Source organism: Nocardioides carbamazepini (assembly GCF_024614185.1).
Lineage (GTDB): Bacteria > Actinomycetota > Actinomycetes > Propionibacteriales > Nocardioidaceae > Nocardioides > Nocardioides carbamazepini.
Genome location: NZ_JAHTLF010000018.1, coordinates 439,696 through 466,544 on the forward strand (window position 1 = coordinate 439,696; position 26,849 = coordinate 466,544).

Consider the following 26,849-nt stretch of genomic DNA (forward strand, 5'->3'; position numbering starts at 1 on the left):
GCCACTCATGCCAACTCGACCCAGGAGGCCGGCAGGCGCACTTTCAGTGTGTTGTCCTCGATCTTGACCTCGAACGTCCGGAGAGGCACGGTCGCCGGCAGCGCCGTAGCCCGGCCGTCGCGAACGCAGAAGGTCGCCATGTGCAACGCACACTCGACCTGGTCGCCGTCGAGGTAGCCCTCGGTGAGACTCGACTTCATGTGCGTGCACGTGTCGGCGGTCGAGAAGAACTCACCGTCGACGTTGTAGACCGCCACCGGGGGTTCGGTGTTGATCGCGGTCATCTCGCCGTCCGGGAGGTCTGCCACAGCGCAAGCGACGACCCAGGTCAGCGACTCGTGCTGCTCATCGTCCTGTCGAACCGTCACGGTCTGCTCCGCCTGCCCGCTGCTCACGTCGTCTCCAAGAAGGCGCCGAGCACCCGCTCGAACTCCTGCGCTTGCTCGAACTGGACCCAATGTCCGCACTGAGGGAAGACGTGCAGCTGGGCGTTGGGCATCCGCTTGAGCATGAACAGCCCACCCTCGTAGGGATTGGTCCGGTCATCGCGCCCCCACATCAGAAGCGTGCGGTGCGGGATGCGGCCGAGGTCGCGCCACAGCTCCGGCTCACGAGCGTCCGGAGTGGACAGGAACTTGGTGTAGAAGGCACGGGTATCAGGATGCACCGCGGCTTCGTAGCGGGATCGCACGAGCTCAGGCGTACTCAGTGACCTGTCGTAGAGGAACGTGTCCACCAGCGACTGCATCTTCTCCATCGAGGGCCCCGGCTCGGCGAAGAAGCCGTGGAGGTGCTTCATTCCCTCCGTCGGCTCGGGAGCGAAGATGTTGAGACTGCCGCCGGCCGGACCCATGAGGACCAGGTTGTCGACGCGGTCCGGGTGGCGCAGCGCCGTCTGGATGGCCGTGCGGCCCCCGAACGAGTTGCCGAGGAGGTGGGTGCGATCGATGTTCAGCTCGTCGAGCAGTCCGACCAGCAGGCGCATCGCCATCTCCGAGCGACATTCATCGACCGGCGGTGTCTTCGTGCTGTTGCCGTAGCCCGGCTGGTCGACCAGCAGCACCCGGTACGTCTTCGCCAGTCGTGACAGGTTCTGGTGGAAGTTGCTCCAGCCGGACGCGCCGGGTCCGCCGCCGTGCAGAAGCACGATCGGCGTCCCGATCCCTGCCTCGTTGTAGTGCATCCGGTGCCCATCGACGATCACCGTGCGCGAGGTCGACTCGAACGTCAGTTCTTCGAGCGTGTTGGTCATGCGGGACTCCGTCCGTGTGCGGGCTGGCTAGAAGAAGATGCTGAGGCTGGGGGCGACGAGGGTCGCGTGATCGAGGCGGATCTCCCGGCGACGGACGAGCAGACCGCAGGGTGCGCCCTCGGCGCGGATCAGCTGGTCCCGCCGCTCACCGACGAACGCGTGGGAGTCGCGCTCGGAGCGGCTCTGGTAGGCGATGAAGGCCGTGCGCACCGACCAACCCTCCGACTCCTCGCGCGCCATCACGTTGGTGACCAGGTGGCGTGTCCGCGACGGTGGCTCTTCCGCCCACGCCTTGCCCGTCTCGATCTTCTCGACGCGTTGGGTCAACTCCGCCAGGTTCTCGTCGAACTGGGCGAGCTCATCGGGTCCGGTGAACTCCAGTTCTCGCTGTCGTGGCGGAAGGACGCGACGAATCGGCATCCAATAGTGGAGGTCATCGGCGAAGAGCCGCAGCCAGTCGCGAAATCGCCTTTCGTCGAGCAGGTGGGCCTCCAGCGCATAGAACTGCTGCAGGCGAGCGTGCGCGCTGGGATCCAGCAGCGGCCATGCGACAGGATCCGCGACGAAGGCCTCGTCGGGGTTCTCCACCGGGGTACTCATGCCAACCCCGAGCCCATGAGTGCGGACCATCGTCGGTAGAAGTTGCGCGCCGCCGTGTCGGAGAAGAGAGGACCTTCATGTGCCCCGGAATGCTCGGAGCGACGAATGGGCGCGTCGAGTGCCATCCGGTAGCAGAGCGTCGTGTCCCGGGAGACGCTGCCCTGCATAGTCTTCTGGATCTCCACCCAGTTCTCACCGTCGTCCTGCTCCAACAGGCCCGAGGGGCCGAAGGCTCGAAGCGAGCCTTTACGGAATGCGTTCTTCACATCTGCGGGGGCACCGCTGTCCACGATGGTCCACGCCCACACCTCGATCTTGCCTGCGCCACGAGGGTGCCAGACCCGGATCGTGTTCGTGCCTGCCAGCCAGGAGAAGTTGGGGAAGATGGTGTTGTGGCCGCTGACGTGTGCAGCCCGATGAGCACCCAGTCGGGCTTCGGCCTCCTCGTACGTCGAGATGAGCCACTCTTTCGCCCGCGGATGCAGCCAGATCGCGGGATTGGGCTTGTCGGCGAGAAAGTACCCACCGCCGTGGCCCTCATCGCTCCAGTACTGCACCCCGTCGCGCTGGTCCAGGCCATGCTTGAGCGGATCGAAATCCTCGGGCAAGTTGACCGCGATCGCAGAGACGTGGCTCGTGGCGGCGTGGTACATGTCGCTCGCGAACTGCTCAGCAGGCATCTTCCAGTTGCAATCGATGACCCACTTGTGGATTCCACCGAACACCTCGCTGCCACCGGGCAATCGATCGATGACGCCGTCGAGGTAGTACGCCGACTCACCGAGATAGTCGATGAGGTCGACGGCGTCCGTGTTCCACGTTGCGAAGATCATCCCTTTATAGGATTCGACCCGGGGAACAGGGATCGCCGCCCAGTCTTCAAGTGCGAAGTCCGGACCGTACGCCTCCTGGTTCGGGACCGCCTTCAAGTCGCCTTCCAGTCCGTAACTCCAGCCGTGGTAGGTGCACTGGAAGGCGCGTGCGTTGCCGAGTTCGGCCCTGCAGATCTTCATGCCACGGTGCCGGCAAACGTTCAGGAAGGCGGAGATCCCGCCCGTCCGATTGCGGGTGACCACGACCGAATCCTCGGCCATGTAAGAGGTGAAGAAGTCCCCCGCCTTGCGCAGTTGCGACTCGTGCCCGAGGAACAACCATGACGTGCGGAAGATGGCGTCCAACTCACGCCGGTAGACCTCTTCATCGGTGTAGATGGCCGCGGAGACGTCTCCGGTATCGGGGTCCGCCAAGGCAGCGAGGCGTTCAGACGTCAACATCGTCATCAAGCTCCTACAGTCTCGGATGCGGGGTCGGCGCCGCTGCTCGGCCACGACCGCTACATGTAATATGCACTCTAGCAGCGCTGCATGTAAAGTGTCCGGCACCACGAACCGGCCGCGATGAGTTGCTGAGCAGGAGCCAACGATGACGCCGACCCCCCTGACCCCGCTTGCGCACCAGGAACGAATCACGGACTCCGTCTTTCACAAGCTCAGGAGCGCCATCCTCAACGGAGACCTCCCGCCCGGCGCCAAGCTCTCCGTCCCCGTGCTCGCCCAGGAGCTCAACGTGAGTCGAAGCCCGGTCCGCGAAGCCGTGCAACGCCTCACGGCCGAACGTCTCGCCTATGAGCAGCCACGCCGCGGCTGTTACGTCGTCGAGCTCGATGCGGACGACCTCATCCCCATCTATGACGTCCGCGAGGTGCTGGAAGGGCTCGCGGCACGCCGTGCTGCCGAAGTACGCGATCCGGCCTTCCTCGAGCGGCTGAAAGCGCTGATGGCCGACCACCGTGAGGCCGTCGAGGTCGGCGACCTGGAGCGACACGTCGCTCTGGACGTGGCGTTCCACGAGCTGCTCCGCGAGGTGGCCGGCAACCAGCTGCTCTGCGAGGTGCTCGACAGCATCAGGGGAATCGTGCAGCTCGCCATCCGCACGTTGAGTCTTCGGACCGGACCCGGTCACCTCCCACTCTCCGAGCACGAGAAGATCGCGGCAGCGATCGTCGCCGGGGACGCTGAGGCCGCCGAGGCGGCTGCTCGCCATCACATCGCCCGGATGCGGAAGACGTTGCGTGAGCAGATCAGCTCGCGGGCCGCGGTCGGTGCCGCATCAGGCGAGGCCGCCTCCACCCGCTGAACGCGTTCGTCGTCACCTGTCGCACCGCGCCAGGTCGGCCGCCGCGTCGGCGGGCTGACGACCTCCTCCTACCGCCGCACTCACCCGCGCAGACCAGGGAACAGGTCGTAGGCACAGTCATAGAAGTGCTGGGCGATGGGTGAGAGCGCCTCGTGCCTGCGGATGATCGCCAGGTCCCGTCGGGTGTCCATCTCGAGCTCGCCGATGGCCACTCCCGCAGCGCGAGCCAGCGCCGCGGCGTACCGAGGCAGCACGGCGGCCCCGGCGCCGGCGACGACGAGGGGCAGGTAGGCGGAGTGGTGGTCGGTCCGCACCGCGACGGACTGGTCGACCTGTCCCGGTCGTGCCTCACGGAGTGCGAGGTACGGCCGAGAGGTTTCCCACCATCGTCCAACGATCAGCCCGATATCCAGCAGCTTGTCGGTCGGAATCGTCAGTCCGTGCCAGTCCTCGTGCTCGGGCGGCAGAAGGGCGACGTAGTCGTGGCTCACCAGATGCTCTTCGATCAAGCCTGACGTCGAGACCCCCGCCTCGGTCAGCCCGATCTCACACACGCCGCGGTAGACCATCTCGCCGAGCTCGGCCGTCCGCAGAACGGCGGGACCCCGGAGACGGACGGATGCGTGGGGGAATCGCTGTCGGAATGCCGCAACCCACTGGCTCGCCGGCCAGTCGGCCAAAGTGGGCAGCGTCGCGAGGTCGACCTGGCCGACCGTGGGGCCCGACGTGGCCGACGCAGCGGCACGGACGGCATCGAAGCCGCGCAGAGCCAGCCGGGCCGGCGCCAGCACCGCCTCGCCGGCCGGGGTGAGTGACGTGCGTCCGGCACCGCGCGAGAACAAGGGAACCTCGAGCTCTCGCTCGAGCTGGGCGATCGCCTGGGACAACGCGCCCTGAGTGACATGGAGGGCGGCCGCCCCCGCTGTGAAGCTACCGTGCTCGACGACAGAGATCAGGTACTCCAGGTGGCGTCTGTCCATGAGCCTTCCGCTTCAGCGCCGGAGACCGACATTCTCCAGCGCTGAAGCAGACTACCAACGCACGCGTCGATGCTCAGGAAGCGTTCACGCGTTGACGGGATAGACCAGCAGGACAGGTCCGTCCGTCAGACGTGCCGTCCGGTCGAGCGACGGGTCGTCGTCGAGCAGATACTGTCCGGCCGCCAAGTGGACGACTGCCCGCGCCACGGCGCCGTCGGTATCGGGGTGGGAACGCAGGACGTCATCGAACGAAAGGGGCGCCGACGGGTACACCACGCGGTATCGCGAACTCTGCGACACCACGAGGGTCGATGCCTCGCCCTCCTCGATGCGGACGTCCTGCTCGTCGGCGAAGACCCGGGAGAGGGACCGCACGATATTGCCGAGATCGGTGGGGTTGTTGTTCCGGTCGAGCATCCCTGGACGGCGGAAATAGCCCCGATCGTGCTGCGCGAGGTTGTCCAACACGACGAGGTGCTCCGGATAGGCCATCCCGGCGAGCAACGCCCGGATCACCCGCACCTGCGCGGCATCCGGATCGATCTCGTCGCCCGTCGGCACCTCGCCGGCCATACGGACCTGCACGTGCGCCCGGATGCCGTGAGGGGCCAGGAGTGCCTCCAGCCTCGCGATCGTGGTGAGCGGGTCCTGTGCCTTGCCCAGCCGGACGACCAGACGGCGGACCCCCGCCTCGGCGAGTTCCTCCACGCTCTTCTCGGTGAGGTCATCGACGAGGTATCCGTGGTTGATCGCATGGCTGTAGACGCCGGTGCCCGTCGCGACGTCGCCGTGCCCCAGCATGCGGGAGAAGGCGATCTCGATCCCGGCGGCAGCCAGTTCCTCGGGCAACGTCACCGTCGCCGGATCCTCGGCTCCGGGCAGGACCACTTCGAGCGCCTCGACGAGGGGGGCGAGTTGGACCAGTTGAGTCGTCTGCTTCCGCGTGGGCGCTCCGAGCACGAAGGGCACGAAGCGGTATCCCTTGGAGTGCAGCACCTCGAGACGGGCGCGAGTCCGCTCGTCGGTCAAGTCGTGGAGTGGCAGGCGACATACGCCGATGCCCAACTCCCACAGAGCGAGCAGCGGGTAGTCATTGCGCGCGCGCTTGCGGGCGAACTCGTCCACACCGCCGGTGTACGGGATCTCGATCTCCTCCGCCCAGGCGTGGCGCAGGTCGACGGCGCAAGGCGCGTTGAGCCGCCACGACGGACCGCTGGCACCGACGTCGATCGCCAGGAGCTCCGCGTCGACCTGTCCGTAGCTGCGGTGGATGAGAGGGACGTGACCCTCGGGACCCATCTCGATCACGAAGTGGCCCAGCTTGGCAACGTCGTTGCGGCCGGACTCGGTCTCGATCGGCAGCGACGCCCGGCCGAACTCGTGGTAGTCGTTGCGAACGAACGACGTGGCCGGAGCGCAATAGATGTCGGTGTTCTCGTAGCGGGTGAAGAAGAAGTTGTGCACGTGACCCGCGAAGATGGCCTCGACGTCGTGGTGGACGACGAGGTCGAGGAACCGCGACCGGCCGGGCTCGTCAAGATTGTCGTAGTTGCCGGGCTCGTCCGCGTGGAGGATAAACGGCGGATAGTGGAGGAACACGAACCGGCGCATTTCCTTGGCCTCGGCGAGGACGCGGTCGAGCCACAGCCATTGATCGTGCTCGATATCAAATCCGGAGTTGAAGAGCTGCGCGTTCACTGCGACGAAGCGGCACCCCCGGTGGTCGAAATGATAGTAGCTGGGTCCCAGCTTCTGCTCGTAGCGCTCCACATTCTCGGGATTCACGATCTCGGCCGGCGTCCACGCCATCGGCTTGTCGCCGACGTCGTGGTTGCCGGGCACCAAGTGAACCGGCATGCTCATCGAATCGACCATGGTCTGAAATGTCGTGACAGCAGCGTCGTAGTCAGCATGTGACGGCACCGGATGCACGATGTCGCCCAAGTGAAGGACGAAGTCCGGCTTCGACCTTTCAATCTCGGCAAGCACCGCACGCGCGCGGCCATTGGCCTGCGCATTCGCCTTCCAAGGAGAGTTCGTGGCCCGACCGCTCGCGTTGATGTGAGTATCGGCCACGACAGCGAAAGTCCACAGTTCGTCGGGGTCGACGCGCGCCCCGGCGGTTCGGTCGTCTTCAGAAATTGGCATTCTTCGCCTCCATAATCATTGATGCCGTGTGCAGCGTGCACGCGTCCGAGCCGGCAGACCCGCGAAACTCATTGTTCAGCCGGCCAACGGCGGCGCACAACAGCGATCTCCTATTGGCCGTCATTAGGAGATCGCATGGCCTGCCCGGCCGCTCGTCGACCCCGACTACCACGACGCCGTCGAAGCGGTTCGGGTCATCGATCAGGACCCGCTTCCCTTCGGCCAGGACGGCGTCGTTGGCGGTGCTCCACCCGACCCCGAGGGCCTCGGCGACGCGGGCGACGGTGAGATGCTGCACCACGATGGCCTCGAGGGCCCACCGCAGCCCCCGACGCGAGAGCTTCGCCCGAGGCTCGGCGGCACGGCTGGTGTCTTGACGCCACACGTGCCCGCACTCATCGCAGCGGTAGCGGCGGATCGAGAGCACCAGCGTGGTGGGTCGCCACCCGAACGGCTCGTGGGCCAACTGGCGGGTGACGGTGTCGCGCGGGACCCCCTCGCAACCACACCGGCGGCACCAACGGTCCGAGGCATCGGCGTCAACGACGCGGCAGGCAAGGACCGCGCGGTCGGGTTCGAGGCGCTGGCCAGTGACAACGAGGCCAAGCTCGTCGAGACGGCAGAACGAGGCCAGATCGGGGTGGGCGAACGCGCTCGGGCGTCCGCCGACGGTGGCGTCGGGCACGTCGAGGTCTTCCGGATGGTGAGCGTCAGAACTTCCATCCTCGGGAGACCTCGACCTCTATCCCGGGACCGCCACGCCAGCGCTCGCTACACCCTAAACTGCGAAGAGCCACTTTCCCCCTGACCAGCACGACCGGGACAGTCCCGGCTGGCTGGACTTCCTGCGCCGGCCGCTGCGACGACTCAACCCAGTGCGACGACGACGCGCAGCGCCGCGGGTCGTGAAGAGGGAGTACACCAAGTGGCACGTCAAACGCGCCGCTCACGCCACCTGGCCCCAACCCGGCAACACCACAACCACCCATGTCCAGCATCGCTAACTGAACGGTATTGCGCCTAGTCCCAGGGCTTTTACGCACCTGCGCCGTGCGGCCAGCCGTCGACATGAGGGAGCGCGAGGAGTCTTGCCCGCCACTCGACTGAACTGTCTGGCGCTGGTCCGACCTGCTCAGGAATCGGGACGTCCTTCGCGGACATAAGGATCGCATGGCGACCCTCGGCGCGATCGAGGTCCTCCGAGCATGCGATTGCCCCGCCCCGAAGATACCAACACAGTATGTCCAGCTCATCGCAGGCATGCGCCATTCCCTGGCGAAACAACCGGCGCCTAAGGTCGAGGTAGGTGAAGAAGTCACGGGCATCGGTCATGGCGGCAACGACGATCTGGAGGTCGACGACGGCAAGAACCGGGGTCAGGAGCGGTGCGGCCTGCACGGTTCCACTCGCCGCAGCGGCACGCCAGAGCGCACCCGAGTACTCGTGCAAGGTGACACCAAGAATCGCAGGGCGCTCCCGGAATCGGCGCTCCAGCACCGTGCCGTCCATCAGGTGAATCTCTTCGCCTCGCTCGTAGGCGATCCGACGCTTCTCCAGTTGCGCGACCATGTGGCCGATTCCTCGCTGGTAACTTTCGTCAGTGGTCGCCTCGCCCTCGATGGTGACATGCGACTTGACCTCGCCAAGAAGGACATCGCCGCTAGGCCCCGATGCGAACAGATCGGTTTCACCCGGATTGTTCCCATCAACACGGATATGCACCGGGCCCTGGTGGACATCCATTCCTGGCACCTCAGACAGCACGACTCGTGTCGCATACTCCATCGCCAGGGCCGCAGTGTTCTGATTGGTCTCCCTCCGAATGTAAGCGAAGATTGCCGACTCGATGCGCATCTGGGCGGCCTCCGGTCGAGCAGGTACGACGATGCCGTCGACGACGGAGAACGGGTGGGTCTCGCTACGCCTGGTTGTCAACAACTGCTCGTACGACGTGCCTGCTAAAGCTCCGGGAGGAGTGGAGAGATTGGAAGCGAGTTCCCGTCCGATCGAGGACAGCGGTATCGTTCCCAGGCGTCCGACCATCCAAGCCTGACCATTGCATGCTTCATGTGTGTATCGATGCAGGTCTTCAAGGGCGTTGTTTAGGTCGACGGGCAGCCCGGAGCCGGCAACGAGAAGGTGCGCTATGTCCAGAGAGGCCCATGCGAACCGGGCCCGAAGCGGGATCAGGTAGTCGTGGTCTTGTGCGGACACCGGGCCGTTGTGTCCGAGCCAGCCCCGAATGAGGGCAACAATCCTGTAGTCCAGCGTAGCCTGCATGAAGTGTCGCAACTGGAGTCCGCCGCGCTTGCGGCCTGAAGCCCCTACGCACAGCGTCCAGATCTCCCGGCGCCAGCCCTGCTCGGCCATCACCTGATTGCCGAGAACACGGCGAAGGGCGCCCTCGATGTGCGCGAAGTTCACGACGGTTCGGGGGTCGATCTCGGTCAGTGCGTCGGTGGCCCGTTCGGCGTAGCGGGCCGCGGCATCAGCCAACGGGCCCACCAGGAAAACACTCTTGCTGGCAATCTCCTGAGCGGTACGCATGCCGTCCTCCGACGGCTGGCCTCCAAACGATTCGATCTTGTTGGTCAGGTCAGTCAACAGCGCGACAGACGCCGCATCTCCCCAGTCCGACGGCAGCATCCGGAAGATGTCGCTAGCACTGTTCAATTCGGCCTCCCGAGCCCTAGGTATACCAACCGCCACGCGGTTCCAGCTGGCGCACTGCCACGGATTCGGCCGCGCCGACTAGGAAGCGTTGGTGGCCCAAGTGTTATGCACGCGACCTCACGAGGATGGGCCCTACCCCCGGAACTTGGACACGGGGTGTGATTACGCGGCGGTCGGCAACGTAGCGGCCCAACGGGCCTCGTAGGTGGACGGGGACAGGTAGCCGCACCAGGAGTGTCGACGGCGGGTGTTGTAGCGGACGAGCCACCTGAAGACCTGCCGGCGACAGGTCAGTTCGTCAGCCCAGCAGGCGGCGTCTTGGAGGACCTCGCGTTTCAGTGTGGCGTTGAACGACTCCGCGAGCGCGCTGTCGGCCGAGGATCCGACGGCACCCATGGACTGGGTGACGCCGAGCTGCTTGCAGAGCTTGGCGTAGTCCTTCGAGGTATAGACCGCCCCGTGGTCACTGTGGAAGATCGCCCCGGTCAGGGGGCCGGCGGGTCGCAGCCGCAGCCTTCAGCGCGTCCTCGACGAGGCTGGTGCGCATGTGGTCGGCGACCGCCCAGCCCGCGCGCCTTCGGCTGTAGCAGTCGATGACCGTGGCCAGGTAGAGGTTCGTTCCGTCCGCGAACTGCAGCTAGGTGATGTCCCCGACATAGCGCTGTCCAGGCGCTGGGGCGGTGAAGTCCCGCTTCAGCAGGTCGGGCACGACCTGTTCTGAGGGCTCGGGGATCGTGGTGCGCACGCGCCGCTTCTTCATGTAGCCGGCGATCGAGTTCTCCCGCATCACCCGTGCAACCCGCTTGTGGTTGACCCGCTCCCCGGGGTCGACACCGTCGTTGAGCTCGGCAGTGATCCGCGGCGCGCCACAGGTCTTGTCCTCGTCGTGCACGGCTCGGATCCGCCCAGCGACCTCGGCCTCGGCTGCCGCCCGCGCGTCACGGGCCGGCGCGCCGGCCTTCCACGCGTAGTAGGAGGAACGCTCGACCTCGACGAGCTCGCACAGTCGCTTCACCCCGCCGCGATCGGCGTAGGTGGTGGAGTTGTCGGCGACGAACTGGAAGCGACTCACCAGCGCGTCTCCCCGGCGAAATACTTGGCCGCCCGCTGGAGAATCTCCCGCTCGGTGGTCAGCTTCGTCGTCTCGACCTCCAGTTCACGCACTCGGGCTTCGAGCCGGGCAACCTTCTGCTCAGGGGTCTCGTTGCCTAGCTCTGGCGCGATCGACTTGGTGGTCTTGGACTGCAGCAGGCTGGAGGTCAACATCCCGTCAGCAGCGGTCTTCTTGCCAGTCCCGTACGCCTCGAGCCAGTGCCGCAGCGTGCCCCGCACGATGCCCAGGTCCTCAGCGATACCGCGGACCGTGGCCCCCGGCGTGGACTCGTACAAGTCGACGGCCTGACGACGGAACACCACGGAGTAGTTCTTCCTGGCCATGGTTCTCGGATCATCTCGCTTCCCCAGCAGCAGATGCTGGATTCAGCGTGTCCAAGAACCGGGGTCAGGCCCCCGTCTGCTGCGTGGCAAAGACCGGCTTCTCGTGACGCGCAACTCCGTTCCGTTTGACCCGCGCGACGGGCGATACATCGACTCGCGGCAACCACACATCGACCGCTGGGCCGAGGATCTTCAAGGTGCGATCGATCGTGCCTTCAAGTGGCGGAGAGTCCGCTAACTACGTCCACCGATCCGCTCGGGCAACGCCGCGAGCCAGGCGGGTCCGGCGCGGCCTCGGGCCGCGTGGCGAGCTGCCACGCGCCCGTCCCATCCCTGACCTGGACCACGCACCGGACGCTCGTGGATGTGTTGACCGGGTTGAGCGGAGGGCAAGGGGGGCGAACCCTCACGCGCGTGTGCGCAGACCGCTTCCATCTCCTGGGGCGGAGCGGGCGTGGGGTCTGCTGCACGAATAGGTGACATCTTGACCTGCCACCCGTTCGTGCAGCAGTCCCACCTTCGTCGGGCAGACCGTCGCTTCGCAGCGCCAGTTCCGCTTGCGCCACACCAACTTCACGGGCCGGTCGAAGCAGGGTGCGTCGACGAGCACAACGTCACGGCCGTGGCTGTGCGCGATCACGCCGCAGGTCCTGCGGTCAGTCGATCGAAGCGATGAGTTCTCGGCGATCGAGCTTTCCCGATGGCGTCAGCGGCAGTTCGTCAACGTTGTGCAGGATGTCCGGAATCATGTACCCGGGCAAACGGGTGGCGAGATGTCGGCGGATCGACTCCACCGTCACCGACTCCCCTGAGCTCTCGGTAACGATGACGGATGCCAAGACAGAGGTTCCAGTGCGCGTGGCCTTGGCGATGGCAGCCGCAGCAAGCACGCCAGGAACCGTGGCGAGGTGCTTCTCGATCTCACCTAGTTCTACTCGGTAACCGCGAATCTGCACCTGGTCATCGATCCGTCCCAGGTACTCGAGTTCGCCTTCCGCCATCTTCGCGAGGTCGCCGGAACGGTAGTACCGGACCTCGTTCCCTCCCTCGTCGGTCTCCGTGACAAAGCGCTCTGCAGTAAGCCCAGGGCGATTGAGGTATCCGCTGCTGACTCCGGTGCCACTGATCCACATCTCGCCAGGTTGTCCGTCCCCTACGCGAGCGCCGTGCTCGTTTCGAAGGTCGATGGCCAGATGCGCCAGTGGCCGGCCGATCGGCGAACTGCCGGACGCTGACAGGGCTTCTTCATCGATGATCTTCGCCGTGGCATGCACGGTCGTCTCGGTGATGCCGTACATGTTGATGACGATGCTCGGAAGGTCTCCCGGTGGCCGATGCTGTCGTAGCCAGCGCGCGACGATGGGCAAGTGGACACTCTCTCCGCCCAGGACGACGTAGCGCACCTGTAGGTCAACGGCACTGCGCCCGTGGGCCTGCACGAAGAAGCGAAAGACTGATGGAACCTGGCTGAGAACCGTGACCTGTTGCTCGACGCAGTAGGCCAACCAGGCATCTGGTGAAGTGGCAACCTCTCCTGCAACCAGGGCGGCTCGAGCCCCCGTGGCCCAGGCGCCCCACAGCTCCCACACGGAGAAGTCGAAGCTCATCGAATGGAAGACGCTCCAGACATCGGTGAAGTCACATTCGAGATGCGGCAGAGCTGATGAGAGCAGCGCTACTACGTTCCGATGGGTGACCAGACAACCCTTCGGGGTCCCGGTCGACCCCGACGTGTAGATCACGTACGCAACGGCCTCGGGAGCGCTGTGGTCCGCCAGCGGCGCGGTGGTGTTGGAGTCGTGGGAATCCGGCTCCTCATCCACGGTCGGCGCAATCACTCGCACGCACTCGGCCGCCAACAGCGCGGGGTCCCCGACGAGCACCGTCGTTGCGGAGTCATCGAGAATGAACCGCACACGATGAGGCGGATATCCCTGGTCGATGGGCACGTAGCCGGCCCCCGCCCGCAGTATCGCCAACAGACCGACCACGGCGCGCCGGGTTCGATCGGTAATGAGGCCGACCAGATCGCCCGAACGGACCCCGGCCTCACGCAGTTCCACCGCTAGTCGCGCTGATGCGACCTGAAGCTGTCTATAGGTCAGGTCACCGTCGGGGGCTGAGATGGCGACGCGATTCGGCCACCGGGCTGCAGTGCGGTCGAAAAGGCCGACGAGGGTCTCCGGGCTCTGGCCGCTCATCGGCCCACCAGTTCCTGCCGGATGCGGCGATAGAGCTCCACTAGACTTGCGTCAGGGCTCGTCGCGAATTCGACGAGTGCATCGCAGTACTGACCGAGCCATGACTCGACGCCGGGCTCCGTGAGGGTGTCGGGGCGGTAGCTAGCCAGAAGGTCTCCGGCTCCCGACGGCATGGGCGTCAACGCCACATCGAGTGGACGTCTGACGGTGGTGTCGGACGCCACCTCAGCCAGTGTTGCGGTCACCTCCCCGAGCCGCGTCATAGGCCTTGCGAGCCCCGGAGCATCCTGCAGCGAGAACTTTACATCCAGATAGTCGGGGTTACCCGATCGGTCGACCAATTGCTCCATGTGGATCTCCGCGTGGGAAGCCGAGCGTGTCCACCAGTCAGCGCAATACTCGATCAGCTCGCGCGGACTCGCCATGAGCCCCCGCACGCGGGTGAGGCGACCGTTGGCCACGTATCCCACGGTGTTCGCAAGCTCGGGGAGATAGCGACTTGCCGTGGACGTTCCGATCACGACATCGTCAGAGACTTTGGCAGCTTGAAGTGTGACGGCGAAAGCTGCCAAGTAGATAGCAAACGGGGTCACTCCCAGCCGACGGGCACACAGCGCCACCGACTCAACCACTCTCTCGTCGATCTCCTTGCGCACGAACGCCGCGGCATAAGATGGGGCTTCTCGCCGGGGTGCACGTAGCGGTGCGACCCACTCGGACGGGCCGACGTAGCCGGCCAGTTCGCTGAGCCACCATTGCCAACCTGCCTGTGTTTCATCCGCGTCGGCGAGCGATCGCTGCCAGCGCGCATAGTCGCTGTAAAGCAGGCGCGCACCCCCGACGCCTTCGGCTGCGGGGCGCCCGTCATCGATTTGACGTGCATACGCCTCCTCCAGACACCGAAGCAGGACATCCAAAGACCAGCCGTCGAAGATGACGTGGCTTACCCGAATCACCAGTCGTTGAGACACCGGCCCGGCGTGATCACGCAGATGGATCCCGAACAGGTCTTGGCACAGAACTCCGGCGCTCGCTGCTGTGCGCCCAAAGCCGGCTTCATGGGCCGCGAGTACTTCTTGAAAGTAGCCCACCTGTTGGTCGTGTCCGAGACGGGTGCGAAGTGCCGGCTGCAGTTCCGCGGCCGTCTCCAGCGCGGCGGCGAGCCGATTCGCTTCTATCCGCTCGCTGAGGTCGAAGACCCATTCAAGGTCATAGTTTAGGCCCTTGCCGGCACCTTCGAGCAATCGCAGCATCGACTCCTGTTGAAGAGACACAGGATGCCGGCCCTCGCTCGAGGTGGCGCGAGTGTCGATGGCGACCTGCCCGTCTGGCCTAGGCAGCTCGGCAACGAAGTGGACGAAGACCGGGTGCTCCATGACGTACTTCAGGTTGATGGCGACACCGAGTTTCGAGCCGATGGCAGCGACCATCTCCATGGCGAGGATAGAGAAACCGCCCAACTCGAAGAAGTTGTCATCGGCGTGAATCTCCTCATAGCCAAGGAGATCAGCCCAGATCTCCGCAACGGGCACGGTGTATAGGCTTGTGTTTGTCACTTCCATTGCAGCCGCTCCTCGATCAGATGACGTGCCGCACGATAGGTCTCGGCGACCTGTGGATAAGTCGCACCCGCGTACCACACGGTGGCGACCCGAGCGAGGGTTCCCTGCCGATAGTCGACCGGTGAACCCGCCCTCCTATGGACCTCGACGGAGAGCACACCAGGAATCTCCTTCAGTTCACGCACCGGAACGGAACTCGCAAGTTCCGTCGCGTCCTGGGGCGGAGGAATCATCCAGTGAGCTGCCGTCTGGACCACCTTCGGCCATGGCGGCCGGGCTTGCCCAAGGGCGGCTGCCAGTGCATGGCGGACAGCCGAGGTGCCCGTGGCGATCTCGGCCAGGCGCCCGATGAATCCGCCGAGACGTGCATTGACCTCGATCACCGCCAACTTCCCGCCACGGGTCAGCTTCAGCTCCGTATGCGTCATGCCGTGAGTGATTCCTAGCGCATCCAGGGCCCGTTCAGTCATCGCGAAGAGGTCCCCCTGCACGGCGGTCGGCAACGTTGATGGAAACACGTATCCCGTCTCTCTGAACGGGGAGGCCAAGGGCAACTTGTCCGTGATGGCCAGGTGGTGAGGTTCGCCCTCGTGGAAGATCGTCTCCACGGACACGTAGTCAGCAAGATCGTCGTGTTCGGGATGAGCCCCCGTCGGGAGGAGTTCTTCGACGATCATGGGAAACGCATCGGCCGGCAGATCTGGAAGGGCTATGTCGGGTGCACACGAGTAGGTGTGCCGACTGCCGAGGCCATCGAGGGGCTTGATGATGCACGGGCCGCCAAGGCGATCAATGATCGGGATGACCTCGCCGGGGTCCCGGGCGATCCCACATCGCACCTCGATCTGGGCCGCTGCGAGCGCGGCCCGTTGGGCTCCCTTGTCTCGCACACGGTGAGCAGTTTCCGGGCTGTGATAGGCCAGTTCGTGATGCGCCGCGACCTCGGCAGTCAGAGTCACCTTGCTTTCAGAGAAGGTGACGATGCCATCGAGATCCTCGCCTCGTTCGACTCGGCCATGTCTGACGGTGCGGCACGAGCTCATCTCGGCGAGTTGATCGCGCAGGGCAAATAGGTCTGTGTCTGCTTCATCGAAGAGGAAGACCGGGTTTGCGAGGCCCTCCGCGTTCTTCATAACATCGAAGACCGTGGCCGCCCCAGGACCCACCACGACGCCAAGGCTCGGCAGCACCGCGGTCATCCCGCCGTCACCTCGATCCGGTCAACCACCTGCGATCGCAGCACCAAGTCGTCCATGGTGTCCACGACTCGGTACTCTGTGACTCTCACTGGCACCGCGACCCGCGCTTGGTGCGCCCGAACGATCTCGCGCAGCTGGTCATAGGCGGCGCCGCACACAGCACCGCGAAGCTGCAGAATGCCAGACAGGAGCGGTCCGATCTCGACACCCCAACGTCTTCCGAGTGTGGCCAGCCACAGCGCCGAGGTCGTGTCGGCGGCCTGCACAGGGAAGTAGATCCGTCCCCGGTTGTAACGCCCCACCCATGGACCTCTTACTACGATCCCGACGCCCTCGGCCGGTGCGGGCGGCAAGTCTGCAAGATGGCCGTCACCGATCCCGGGCACCAGGGTGGCATGCATTCGCTCAGCGCGGAGGCGAAGGCCTTGGAACCAGATCAAGGGAGCGACGTCGGCACGCTTGAGGTCATCGAGAAACACGCGGATGTGGGAGTGTTGGAGGAGGTCCGCAGGCAGCGGAAGAACGACAGATCGAACCGGCGGCCAGAACTCGCCTGGGGCGATGTCTGTAGGGCCGATTGGGGGCCGCTCCTCATCGCGCAGCAGCGGCAACTGCCGAGTGCGGTAGCGCTCGTCGAACTCAAGTGCGCCGTGCCGCTCCCAAGGAAACTCCGCGTTCTGGGCTCGCAGAGCGGCCAGCGGATCGAGCAAGGGACTGAGGAACTGATCCGTTTCGTTCACGATCCTGCTTCCTGATCAACGAGAAGTTGCACCTGATAGGGGCCCAGTCGTTCCGAAGCAGGCCCGTTGGACAGTAGGTCGCGGCGCCGCTTGGACCTGTGGTCACGCTGAAGGCGATCAGTCAGGTTCACCAGCACAGTGATCACCGGATTGACGCTTCGCGAGAATGCCAAGACTTGATCACTAGACGGTTGGAGCTCGAAGGGCGACGAGGGCGCGAACGCCTTCCGGTGCTCGTGGCGAACTCGTAGAAGGGAACTCATGCTCGAGAAGACCCGGGCCTCCCAGCTGTCGTCCTTCTGGAAGGATTCCGCGAGCGGTAGGCGCTTTCGCCGGTTGCCCGCTCGGGCATCGCCGTGGTTGGCGGTAAGTGCCGGGTCATAGAAGCAGCCAACGAGCGACGGCAGATAGAGCTGCGCGATGCCCGGCAGGAGCAGCGCAATCGCTTGCGCAGCCACGTGCCGGGCCACCTCAGTATCGTTGCGGTCGGCACTGGCGAGGAGATCGGCAAAGGTCCCATTGATCTCGTACGGCGCCCCGTGATCGTAGCGGACGGGCAAGCCTCGATCCTGCGCGTGCCGCACGAGTTCGTCTAACGCATCGGCCGGCAGCGCTGGCTGATGCGGTCGAAGGTACAGCCCGTCATGGGTCGCCGTTATGTTGATCCCGGTGGCCATCCGGCTCGCCGGCAGCCGGTGGAGCCAGGCCACGAGATGACGGCTAGTCCCGCTCACGAGCGCCTGAGCGATGAGTGGCGGCAACGCATACCGGTAGACGGCGTCCGCCATTGATCTCTCGCGATAGTCCTTGCCGATGGGGAGATCGTCGTCTACCTCGGCTATGGCGAAAGCTCGGGACTCGTGCACGGCTTGAACCAGGTCCGCCGCGACACGGTAAGTGTCATCGGCATGGATGCTTAGGCCCGGTGGCTCTTTCCAAGCGAAGGCAAGGGAGTCCAACCGGATCCCGGCTGCTCCGGACGTGGCGAGGAGGTCGGCCAACTGCCGGCGAACCGCCCGTAGCGTCCCTGGGTTTTTGTAGTTCAGGTCCACCTGGTCGCGACCGTAGGTGGTCCAGTACTGAACCGAATGCCCCGCGGCGTCTCGGTATGTCGACACTGGTTCCCCCGACCGCGGTCGAGCGATCCCAGCGAGGTCCCATTCAGGGTCGACCGTGATGAACCGATTCTGATACGTGCGGTCGCCCGACAGGCAGCCCAGGAACCAAGGATGGCGGGCCGAGACGTGGTTGACCACGAAGTCCAGAACGAGTCTGGTCTCTTGGGCGAGGGCGCGAACGTCTTCCCAGGACCCGAACATCGGGTCGACCTTGCCGTAGTCGACCACGGCGAAGCCGAAGTCAGCATCGCTGAGGTATGGGGGCAGCAGGTGCAGCGCGTCGAACGCGCCCTCCGGCAGACGCTGCAGCAGCCACCTCAGCCCCCAGAGAGCAGGCGCCGAAGAGTTGGGAGGCATCACGTGGTCGGGATATGCCTGCAGGACTACCGACGGGGCCTGTAGCCCGCTCATCGCGCGGTCCTTGGCAGGAGCTCGCAGATCTCTCCGATAGTGCCGGTCCGAGAGAGGGCTTCGTAGGTGTCCAGATCGGAGGCGCAGTCTACTTCTAGCCATCCGCCGAACACAGCGACGGGCTGCACGATCAAGCCCGCCTCGATGAGCATCCCTACCCAGGAGGTGACGTCGAGCCCATCACGCAACTGCGGGTCTAGTTGTCTCAGATGGTCGATTGCACCGCGGCCGAGACGGAAAATGCCCATGAACTGCGCCTGTACCTGGCTGTAGTCGGCAGGTCGGCCACCGATCTCGAGAACGGCTGAGCCGTCATCGGACATGATGAGGGTCTCGGCGTCTTTTAGCGGGTCCGCCATCCGAAGTGCCCAGAGTCGTCGCCAATCTGTATTGACAGGGAGCACCACATCGGCAGTGCTGGATGCCAACGCCGCGGCCAGGACCTTCGGCTCGTAGACAATGTCCCCATAGAGTACGAGAGCCTGTGATGGCCAGTCCGCGGCGGCCAGCCCGCGCGCCAGGGTTCCGACGATATTCGTCCGTGCAGCCTCCGCGTTGCGGATGACGGGATACCCGAATGGCTCCAGTTGGTCGGCTAGCTTGCCCCCGACGAGGTGTACGTCGAGGTCACCACGGGTCGCCAAGACTTCAAGTGAGCGGTCCAACAGACTTCGGCCTTCTAGGAGGACCAGGCACTTGAGTGCTCCCTGGGCTCTGGCACCTAGCCGGGTTCCCGAGCCGGCCGCCAGGATCAAGGTGTACATGATGACTCCGTCGTGTCGTTCGACCGGTTTCGGACTGCTGCGACAAACTGCTCGACAGGCCCCCTCGTTGCTTCCGGCCCGTTCAGCGGCCGCTCCGGATGCCACATGACGCCCCACTCCAGGCGACCGGATGACAAGAAGGCCTCGACCACGGCTGATAGTCCTGTCCCCGTCCGCGCGGTCGCCAGCACCTGCGTGCCAGCAGCGTGGCCTGCCAAGCGGTAGGCGTGAAAGCTGTTCACCTGGGTGCGCACCATCCCGATCGCGGAGCCGGCGGCCGTGGGCACGATGTCGTGCATCCCCGATCCGTGGCCGCTGGTGAGGGCTAGCCGCCCTCCAGCATCCGCCCAAAGCCGCTGGGCGCCGCGGCACACTCCAAGGATCGGCCGGCCGAGAGATCGCGCTTCCGCTATGAGCCTGGCCTCTGTGTCCTCCCGCTCCGCATCGACGGCGCCCGCGCCCGGTGCCACCGCCAGATCCCCGCCACCCGACAAGATCAGTCCGGCCGCTTGCCGACCGCTCTCCGTCCGCGGTGGCTCGTTCGGAATCGGACCTAGAGTGATGCCCCACGCGCGTGCGAAGTCGTACCAGCGTCTGTCGAGGGCGTCGTGAAGAACGTTGTCGGGGCCTGTTCTGAGGGCACGCTGGGTAATGAGAACCAAAGGCCATGTTGTCGTGCTCATCCGGGCATCAGCCTCCGCGCCCCACAGTCCAAGTCGGCAATGGACGCTTTGGTCAGCAGCTCGAAAAGCTGCGTCCCTACGCCGATGGCGGCGGGGATCGCCAGTTCAGCTGCTCGGATGGCCATATGCGAGTTCGCTCCCCCGTAGCGGGTGATCATGCCCGCGATCGGATATCCGAAGATCCAGTCAAACCCGGGGTCGGCTGCCTCGATCGCGACGATCTTGCCGCTCAAGTCCGACATCTCGCCCCGCGCCACGACGCGCACTGGAGCCTTGACCCGTCCGCTCCCGATGAAGTTCGGCACCGCACTCGAAGCCTCAAACCATTCCAGCTGCGAAGGCGCGCTGAGGTACTCGGGCAGCCGGACGGCGGACATCAGCCCGAAATGGGCAGCTCGGCGGTCGGACAGATTTCGGAGATGAGCCGCGTCAGTAGCCCACTCGTAGCCCCCGTGCCAGAGGTCACCCAGTCTTAGGTAGGACAACACTGGGCGAGGCAGGCCGGACGTCTGGGCGTAGTGGTTGGCTATCGACTCGAGCGCCGCGGAAAGGTGGCGGGTGAAGTCGAACTTCACCTTCTCTCTCAGCTCCGCAGCCTCGCGGATGAAGGTGGCGAGTTGCTGAGTGTCGACCGGAAGCTTCGCCCGTGACAGCGCACGCGCCACTGCCCTGTCGTTCTCGAGTGGCCATGGGCGCCTGGGGGGCCAGCGTTTTTCGGCGGGAGAGCGCTGCTCGATACGATCGTCAGCCGGTTCGCCGCTCCATTTGACGAAGGGGCCGAGGAAGAGTTCAGGGTCGTCCCCGTAGACGGGCGATTCTATGTCGTACGTGCCCGGCCGAAGATGCTGGTACGTGGCGACGAAGTCCTTCCACGACATCGTCCCTCGCTGAACCCGCTGGCCGTCGAAGATCAGCTCGTCCGAGACGGTGCTCAGGGAAGTCATGAAGGCCTCAACGTGTTCGGCTGTTGTAAGACCGGTTGCTTGCAAACTGCGAACGAACGATGCCGCGACGAACCCTGCTCGGGCAGCATCGGCGAATGCGGGTGTGCCTTCTGCGCGAATGAACCCGAGGCGGGCGGTGGCGTCGTCCAGCGGGCTCGTGCCGACATGGAGTTGACGAGATCGTGCGAAGTACTCGGATGCGCGCTGGGGCACGTTCAAAGCCGCCAGCGTCACCTGCCGCAGCCCAGCCTCGAGTTCAGCCGCTTGCGACGCTGTCAGCCCCGCAGCCGAGAACTCGCTGGCCGCCGTCGGCCATCCGAAGTCCAGACACGTTGTTGCGATATCGAACTCGATCTTGTCGTGTAGATGCGGCGATCTGTCGAGCTTAGCTAGGTAGTGGGAAACCAGCGCCTGCGCGGTGCCGTCCGAGACGCTGGCCGGGACGAACGAGGAGAACGAAGCACGAACATCGATGAAGGCATACCCACCAACGTTGCGCATTAGTGGCACTGAGCCGACATCGCGGTAGCCGAGCCGAGCTCTGCTCTGAGACCACACTTCATCGGTGATGAGATATTCGTAGAGCGATCGCGCAAGTGGCCGAGGTCGCAGGCCGATCATTTCGGCGGGGTTCCAATCGGACATGCCACTCAAATGGATGCCCTCGCCCAGCCTTCGGGTGCCGGCAAGAACGCGAAACTCGCTCTTGACGGCATGGACGCCAACTGCGTAGGCGTGGTCGGCCTCTCGCGCGTCGGCGTCGCCGGTCAGGCGGCGCACTTGGAGGAGTACCAGTTCCCCGTCTCGTGTCATCGCGAACTCGATGTCGAGCTCCGTCGAGCCAATCACGTCCTCAAGTTCATGAGCCAACGCGATCGCTGCCCGAACCCATACGGGCAGACGGGCATCTGTCAGTGCCGCCGGGGCGTCTCGCGCAACGTAGAACATGCGGTCCACGCCGACTCCAGCTGTGACGGTGTCTGTTCGCCCAGTGCTGTCGTCGCCGACGACGACGTAGTAGGGCGCTTTCGTCCGCATCTCTCTCGTGGTGACAACGCCCGCCGCCTCGACGTCCTCGAGCGCAGGCTGAACGAGGACTTCGTCGGCTGGGTGGGGCTCGCCATAGGACTCCCACACTTCGTCGAATGCGGCGAGCAGTCGATCCCGGTCAGTCGGCACGATCCCGTAGATGGACTTGTAGCGCCCGGCCTGCGACGCATGCCAGGAGTCCTCGCTGGCCGCGGAGCTGCGCACGATGATCTTCTCGGTCGCGAACATGGCCGCCACCTCGTCCAACACCTGGTCCGGACCATCGCTCCAGGCGTCCCGGGTGACTGTCAGCTGTTCGAGTGTGCGTGCGGAATGCAGCCTTCCGTGCAGTCGCGCGAGAGTCTGCGCCTTGGTTCCGAGTAGAAACCGTGCTCGCGCATCCGTGTCTGAATCGTCGGCCCAATCTGCGGCTTCGACAACCAGCTCGGGACCGCTCCGGTCCGGACACTCCACGATGGCGAGGAGGCTGCGCTCGCCGTAGATGACGATGCGGCCAGGGACATCTCGTGTCGTCGTGCCGGCTGTCTTGAGCCGGAAGTAGGCGTGCCGGTGCAAGGTCACGCGGATTCCTGGGATGTGGAGCGCGGCCAGCTCCTGTGCCGCGTGCGCGAGAAGGGCCCTCCGCCGCGAGGGATCGACTGCTGTGGGCACGAGACTGTCGGCCCAGCCCGCACGAACGAGCGCGGCATTCCTGGTCGGTGCTGGCATCAGATGACTGCCGTCGCCGAGGTTGCCATTGCGGTGCGGAGCCGAACCGCGAGCACAGCCAGCAAAGCCGCGCCTGCGAGCATCGCGATCCAGTAGCCGACGAAAGAGAAGTAGCCAATCGCAAGAACGGCGACGACGCTGCCGATGGTGGTGCTGCCAGTGAAGCCGGCGCTGTAGAACGCGCCGTACGACCCAAGGCGGTCTGGAGGGCTAATTCGCAGAAGCAAGACGGGAAAGCTGGGGCTGAAGAGGCATTCGCCGAGCCCGAAAAGCACCGCGAAGGCGAACATTCCAGCCACTGGGTGGCCTACTTGAACGAGGATCAGTACAACCGCGGCGGCGACGATCCAAACGACTGCCATGATCAATGGAAGTGATTCCGGCGACACGGTGCGAGACGCGAGTCGCGAAAGTGGGATCTGCAGGATGACCACAGCGGTCGAGTTCAAGGCTACGAACACCCCCACAGTCCAGGACGGTGCCTCAAGTATTCCCTGCAACAAGAGAGGTGCCGCGGTCTCCAGTTGAGCGAATCCAAGGATCATCGCCAAGCTCGCGGTCGCGACAAGTAGCATGAGGCGGCGGTCGCCGAGCACCCTCATTTTGAGCCCGGGCCCTGTCGTCGCGGTCGCTCTCGCAGCCGGCACCATGGCAACCGCGATCGTGAGAAGGACATAGGACGCCGCGTTGAGGGCGAACGCAATTCGATAGCTGTCCGGGGCCTGGTCGCTGGTGAGGACACTTCCGAGCAGAGCGCCTGCTCCGAGCCCTAGATTGATGAGGACGTAGTTCACCGAAAACAGATGCCCGTGCTCATCCTCGTTGCCGAGGCCCCGCATGAGCGCTGGTAGCCCGGCGTTAAACAGCCCGTTGCCCGCCCCGATTAGAACCACCCCCACAACTGGGTGCAGGCCGGCGGTAGTGGCGAGCACGAGGTACCCGCTGAGTTGGAGGACGGTGGCGACGACGACGATGGGCCTGGGGCCAAGCTTGTCGATCTTGTGCCCCATCCCCAAAGCGCAAACAACATTCGCTGCTGCAAGTGCGCCGAGCAGCAACGCGGTCCCCAGCGATGATCGACCCTGAACGTTATGGAAGTAGTGGCCGAGGAATGGGAGGGCCAGGCCGGTGCCGACAGATGAAGCGGCATAAGCCGCCCAGAAGCCGAGACGCGACCGTCGCCCGGCCGTACTGACCGGACGCCTCATCTCGAGCACCACGTGGACCGAGCCTCCCACCCGTTGTTTGCCTGGCGTTTACCCCACGTGCTCCATCGAGGTCCATTCGGCATCGATCGCCTTCGTAGGATCGGTCAACATATTCGCTGGCACATCGCGACTGATCACCCTGCCGATCCTGCCGAGAACCACATGCCCAGCAACGAGGAAAATCGACGACGCCTTGTCGGATCTTGCGTTGGGTGTCGTGCCCGCGAGTTTGCTGTTCTTGATGCACGCATGTCGGATCGCTTCCTCGGCGCCGCTGTTGGTGACCGCTCGATGACGATGTGCCGAGTCTCTCCCGTCATCAGCTGCGTGTTAGGCACGTGACCGGGGAAGTTCGGTCTGCGCCTGGTTCTTTGTCAGGGGCGTGACAAAGAGCTTTCGGCTGAAGTACCCGCGTGTTCGAGAGGGCCAGTACTGGAACGGGCCACCCCGTCGCTACTCGCGAAGTCTTGGCGCCCGGCGAAGTGCCCGTGGGCAGAGATGCCTGCGCGCCGGAGCGTGCGCGCAGAGCACCGTGCTCTGCGCCGCTGAACGGCTTGGATCCCTCGGTTCAGGACCTTCTGTGATCACTGATCGGAGACCCTCGCATGCCCTGGACCTAGAGGCCGTGGGTGTCAGCACATAGGGCCCCTTCACCGTACGCGAGCGGCTGCGCCTAGACGAGGCAGTGTCTGGTGCGAGCGAGTCAGTCGAGACTGAGCGTGTCGATCTGGTTGCCGTTGACGTCGTACACGGGTGTCGTGGGCGACCCGTTCTTCTCCCACTCCGCCTGGCGCTTCGCGATTTCGTCGAGGCTCAGGTTCTCGTCGTCACCGAAGACGACGTCAGCATCGGCGTACCCTCGTTGCCGCCGTCTCCGAGCACGAGCACGAGATCAGGAAGCAGCGCACTGAACTGCTCCTGATCGGCCACACCGCCCCGGGACGGCACCTCCGCGGGAACGGGCGCCGCCCCGTAGGTGCGCCCGTCCGGCAAGACACCCTGCGGCGCGTCTGGGGGAAGGATGCACTTGACCAGGGGCTGAGAGTCCTGGCGGGGAAGGGCCAGCGGCTCTGGTGCGTCGTCGTTCGAGGTCAGCGTGGCCACGGCTGCACCAGTGCCGACCCCGAGCATGGCGACACCGAACGCCACAACGCCCGCAATCTTGACGCGACGAGACTTGAACACCGGCACCTCCAACGACAGCGAGAATGCGCCTCTGGGCAGCGTGTGACGCGAGTCATATCGCGGCATGCTCTCGCCAACATGGCCCGCAAACCACGGAGCTTCACGATCGCCGCCGCTCTCGCCGCGGCTGCCACCTACGCCGTCACCGCGACCACGGCGGCATTTGCGTGGGAAGTTGCCCTCAGCCCTCCGGAGGTGACCTTCTTCCCGCAACCCGCCGTCGGCAACTGGTCGCCGCCTTCAACATCCCCACCGGGAAGTGATCGCCGACCTGCACCGGCGACACCGCGCGATCGAGTTCAAGAAGTTCCTGGTCACGATCGGCAAAACGTCCCCGACGAACTCGACATCCACCTCGCGTGCGACAACTACGCCACCCCCAAGACCGACGACATCAACAACTGGCTGGCCGCCACCCCCGATTCCGCATCCGCTTCCCCCCACCCCCCACCGGATCGTCCTGGGTCAACCAGATCGAACGCTGGTTCGGACTCATCACCGCCAAACTCATCCGCCGCGGCATCCACCCCACCGTGACCGACCTCGAAGACGACATCCGCTCCTGGAGCGACAACTGGAACGAGAACCCCAGGCCCTTCACCTGGGCCAAGACCGCCGACGAAATCTTCGACAGCCTCGCAAAACACCTGTCGCGAATCTCAGGCGCAATACACTAGTAGCGCTCTGCCTCGCGGTCCGACATGTCCCAATGCAAGTCGGCTTGCGCCGCCTTGCTGATCCCGGCGTTGGTGGCGTCATCCGCAGGCCGGGGGTTCTCCGCGTCGCCACCGCTGGCTACTCGAGGCGCCCGCCATTGCTTCTGGCCGCTCTGGACAACAACCTCATATTCCCATCCAACGAGTTGCTGGAGTTTCGTGCCGAAGTGACGCGCCCTGCCGCCGCTGACGGTTGATTCGTCGAACTTGAGGATCAGTCGGTTGCGGGGCCCGTGCCGGATCATCTCAGGCCATGTGTCGAGGATGTCGGCGAGCTCAGCCACGATGTCGCCGATCTCCCTCGGAGCGCCTGCAGACCCTTCAGCCATGTGCCTGCGCGTACCGAGGGCGGTGTCCCTCCCCCGGTCTCGGCTCATGTCCCGGAGCAGTTGCAAAGCCTCGTCGACCTTGTCCTCGACGCCCCGGCCGCCCTCTTCGGAGAGGTGTTCTTCCTCGTCGACTCCTGCGGAGGGCTCGTCCGCGGGGATCGCGTCGAGAGCCTTCTTCAACTCTGGCCAGTAACGGTCGAAGCGACGTCCAGCCTTCTCCTCGTCGATCTCCAGCCGCGACGCGATGACCTTGACCACCTCGCGCATGCCCTCTTGATCGAGAATCGCGAGCTGGAACTGCGCCAGTGGGCCGGCCAGGTCGGTCTTCTTCTTGTAGCCAACGAGGAGGCTGATCACACTCTGCGGCTGGTCGATGACCTTGCTGAGCGCTCCAGCCTCGAAGTTGATCCAAGGCGCGCCGGCGTTGGTGGGGGTGACCATGATCAGCCCAATCCGCGACTCGCCGAGGCTCTCTTCGATCTTCTCCAGAGCGCGTTGTCCGAGTCGGATGTCGGTCGACGACATGAACAGTTCGAGGTGATCAAACAACTCGGGCAGCCAACGACGAATCGCATCTGCGATCGCGTTCGACTGCTCGCCGGACCAACTGATGAAGATCTTCACGTGCGGGACCCTACGCAGAGCCAGCTCAGCGCGTCCCCGGAACGCGACGGTTCGGAGATTAGCTCCAACGCTTGAACAGTGCCGGTCCGTCGTGAGACGGCGCAGGGGCGGAGCAGTTGGAGGTGGGTCTCGGCTTCGCGCGAGGTCGAGCGCGGTCTCGTGGTCGACCTGGAGGCGTCGT

20 protein-coding genes and 2 pseudogenes are annotated in these 26,849 nt (G+C 64.9%); 2 read left to right on the forward strand and 20 right to left on the reverse strand.

Annotated features, from left to right (window positions below):
• Nucleotides 1-5: 5 nt before the first annotated feature.
• Genes KVF89_RS20850 through KVF89_RS20865 form a run of 4 tightly spaced genes read right to left on the reverse strand, consistent with a single transcriptional unit; the run spans nt 6 to nt 3,132 of the window.
• Complete coding sequence (locus KVF89_RS20850; protein ID WP_273475448.1) at nt 6-395, reverse strand: bifunctional 3-phenylpropionate/cinnamic acid dioxygenase ferredoxin subunit; 390 nt, start codon at nt 393-395, stop codon at nt 6-8.
• Entirely contained in the window at nt 392-1,252 is an 861-nt protein-coding gene (locus KVF89_RS20855) for an alpha/beta fold hydrolase (RefSeq protein WP_257428291.1), read from the reverse strand. Before KVF89_RS20855 ends, KVF89_RS20850 begins: the two co-directional genes overlap by 4 nt.
• A 27-nt stretch (nt 1,253-1,279) precedes the next feature.
• Nucleotides 1,280-1,840, reverse strand: a complete 561-nt coding sequence (locus tag KVF89_RS20860; protein ID WP_257428293.1) for an aromatic-ring-hydroxylating dioxygenase subunit beta — start codon at nt 1,838-1,840, stop codon at nt 1,280-1,282.
• 8 nt (nt 1,841-1,848) lie between these two features.
• Nucleotides 1,849-3,132 carry an aromatic ring-hydroxylating oxygenase subunit alpha gene (locus KVF89_RS20865; protein WP_257428295.1) on the reverse strand — a complete coding sequence of 428 codons (1,284 nt, stop codon included), beginning with the start codon at nt 3,130-3,132 and terminating at the stop codon, nt 1,849-1,851.
• 142 nt (nt 3,133-3,274) lie between these two features.
• On the opposite strand from KVF89_RS20865, the gene KVF89_RS20870 reads away from it, so the two are divergent.
• Nucleotides 3,275-3,988, forward strand: coding sequence for a GntR family transcriptional regulator (locus KVF89_RS20870; protein ID WP_257428296.1), 714 nt, complete (start codon nt 3,275-3,277; stop codon nt 3,986-3,988).
• Nucleotides 3,989-4,068: 80 nt separating this feature from the next.
• Here KVF89_RS20870 and KVF89_RS20875 read toward each other — a convergent pair whose 3' ends face one another.
• The 15 genes and pseudogenes from KVF89_RS20875 to KVF89_RS20945 form a co-directional block, all read right to left on the reverse strand.
• The gene (locus KVF89_RS20875) at nt 4,069-4,968 is read right to left on the reverse strand and encodes a LysR family transcriptional regulator (RefSeq protein WP_257428298.1); all 900 of its coding nucleotides are present in this window, start codon (nt 4,966-4,968) and stop codon (nt 4,069-4,071) included.
• A gap of 84 nt (nt 4,969-5,052) precedes the next feature.
• Nucleotides 5,053-7,116 (reverse strand): metallophosphoesterase family protein, encoded by a 2,064-nt coding sequence (locus KVF89_RS20880; RefSeq protein WP_257428299.1) that lies wholly within the window; start codon nt 7,114-7,116, stop codon nt 5,053-5,055.
• Between the two features lie 139 nt (nt 7,117-7,255).
• A pseudogene (locus KVF89_RS20885) lies at nt 7,256-7,801 on the reverse strand (ISL3 family transposase); the annotation flags it as partial.
• A 350-nt stretch (nt 7,802-8,151) separates the two neighbouring features.
• Complete coding sequence (locus KVF89_RS20890; protein WP_257428300.1) at nt 8,152-9,789, reverse strand: hypothetical protein; 1,638 nt, start codon at nt 9,787-9,789, stop codon at nt 8,152-8,154.
• Nucleotides 9,790-9,951: 162 nt separating this feature from the next.
• Nucleotides 9,952-11,226, reverse strand: a pseudogene (locus tag KVF89_RS20895) (IS3 family transposase).
• Between the two features lie 656 nt (nt 11,227-11,882).
• Entirely contained in the window at nt 11,883-13,427 is a 1,545-nt protein-coding gene (locus tag KVF89_RS20900) for an amino acid adenylation domain-containing protein (RefSeq protein WP_257428301.1), read from the reverse strand.
• Nucleotides 13,424-14,959 (reverse strand): condensation domain-containing protein, encoded by a 1,536-nt coding sequence (locus tag KVF89_RS20905; protein ID WP_257428303.1) that lies wholly within the window; start codon nt 14,957-14,959, stop codon nt 13,424-13,426. Before KVF89_RS20905 ends, KVF89_RS20900 begins: the two co-directional genes overlap by 4 nt.
• 20 nt (nt 14,960-14,979) lie before the next feature.
• Nucleotides 14,980-16,188, reverse strand: a complete 1,209-nt coding sequence (locus tag KVF89_RS20910) for an ATP-grasp domain-containing protein (protein ID WP_257428305.1) — start codon at nt 16,186-16,188, stop codon at nt 14,980-14,982.
• Nucleotides 16,185-16,928 carry a hypothetical protein gene (locus KVF89_RS20915; RefSeq protein ID WP_257428307.1) on the reverse strand — a complete coding sequence of 248 codons (744 nt, stop codon included), beginning with the start codon at nt 16,926-16,928 and terminating at the stop codon, nt 16,185-16,187. The genes KVF89_RS20910 and KVF89_RS20915 overlap by 4 nt, the downstream gene beginning before the upstream one ends.
• Complete coding sequence (locus KVF89_RS20920) at nt 16,925-18,457, reverse strand: alpha-amylase family glycosyl hydrolase (protein WP_257428308.1); 1,533 nt, start codon at nt 18,455-18,457, stop codon at nt 16,925-16,927. The genes KVF89_RS20915 and KVF89_RS20920 overlap by 4 nt, the downstream gene beginning before the upstream one ends.
• Nucleotides 18,454-19,221 carry an NTP transferase domain-containing protein gene (locus KVF89_RS20925; protein WP_257428310.1) on the reverse strand — a complete coding sequence of 256 codons (768 nt, stop codon included), beginning with the start codon at nt 19,219-19,221 and terminating at the stop codon, nt 18,454-18,456. Before KVF89_RS20925 ends, KVF89_RS20920 begins: the two co-directional genes overlap by 4 nt.
• Nucleotides 19,209-19,904 carry a gamma-glutamyl-gamma-aminobutyrate hydrolase family protein gene (locus KVF89_RS20930; RefSeq protein WP_257428311.1) on the reverse strand — a complete coding sequence of 232 codons (696 nt, stop codon included), beginning with the start codon at nt 19,902-19,904 and terminating at the stop codon, nt 19,209-19,211. Before KVF89_RS20930 ends, KVF89_RS20925 begins: the two co-directional genes overlap by 13 nt.
• Complete coding sequence (locus KVF89_RS20935) at nt 19,901-22,459, reverse strand: PEP/pyruvate-binding domain-containing protein (RefSeq protein WP_257428312.1); 2,559 nt, start codon at nt 22,457-22,459, stop codon at nt 19,901-19,903. The genes KVF89_RS20930 and KVF89_RS20935 overlap by 4 nt, the downstream gene beginning before the upstream one ends.
• A 146-nt stretch (nt 22,460-22,605) precedes the next feature.
• Nucleotides 22,606-23,826 carry an MFS transporter gene (locus KVF89_RS20940; RefSeq protein ID WP_257428313.1) on the reverse strand — a complete coding sequence of 407 codons (1,221 nt, stop codon included), beginning with the start codon at nt 23,824-23,826 and terminating at the stop codon, nt 22,606-22,608.
• Between the two features lie 801 nt (nt 23,827-24,627).
• Nucleotides 24,628-25,011 carry a hypothetical protein gene (locus tag KVF89_RS20945; RefSeq protein WP_257428315.1) on the reverse strand — a complete coding sequence of 128 codons (384 nt, stop codon included), beginning with the start codon at nt 25,009-25,011 and terminating at the stop codon, nt 24,628-24,630.
• Between the two features lie 347 nt (nt 25,012-25,358).
• Between KVF89_RS20945 and KVF89_RS20950 the strand changes: the two genes are divergently transcribed.
• Complete coding sequence (locus tag KVF89_RS20950; RefSeq protein ID WP_257428316.1) at nt 25,359-25,676, forward strand: hypothetical protein; 318 nt, start codon at nt 25,359-25,361, stop codon at nt 25,674-25,676.
• Here the strand turns inward: KVF89_RS20950 and KVF89_RS20955 are convergent.
• Nucleotides 25,673-26,668 carry a TIR domain-containing protein gene (locus tag KVF89_RS20955; RefSeq protein ID WP_257428317.1) on the reverse strand — a complete coding sequence of 332 codons (996 nt, stop codon included), beginning with the start codon at nt 26,666-26,668 and terminating at the stop codon, nt 25,673-25,675. The genes KVF89_RS20950 and KVF89_RS20955 overlap by 4 nt on opposite strands.
• Nucleotides 26,669-26,849 lie beyond the last annotated feature (181 nt).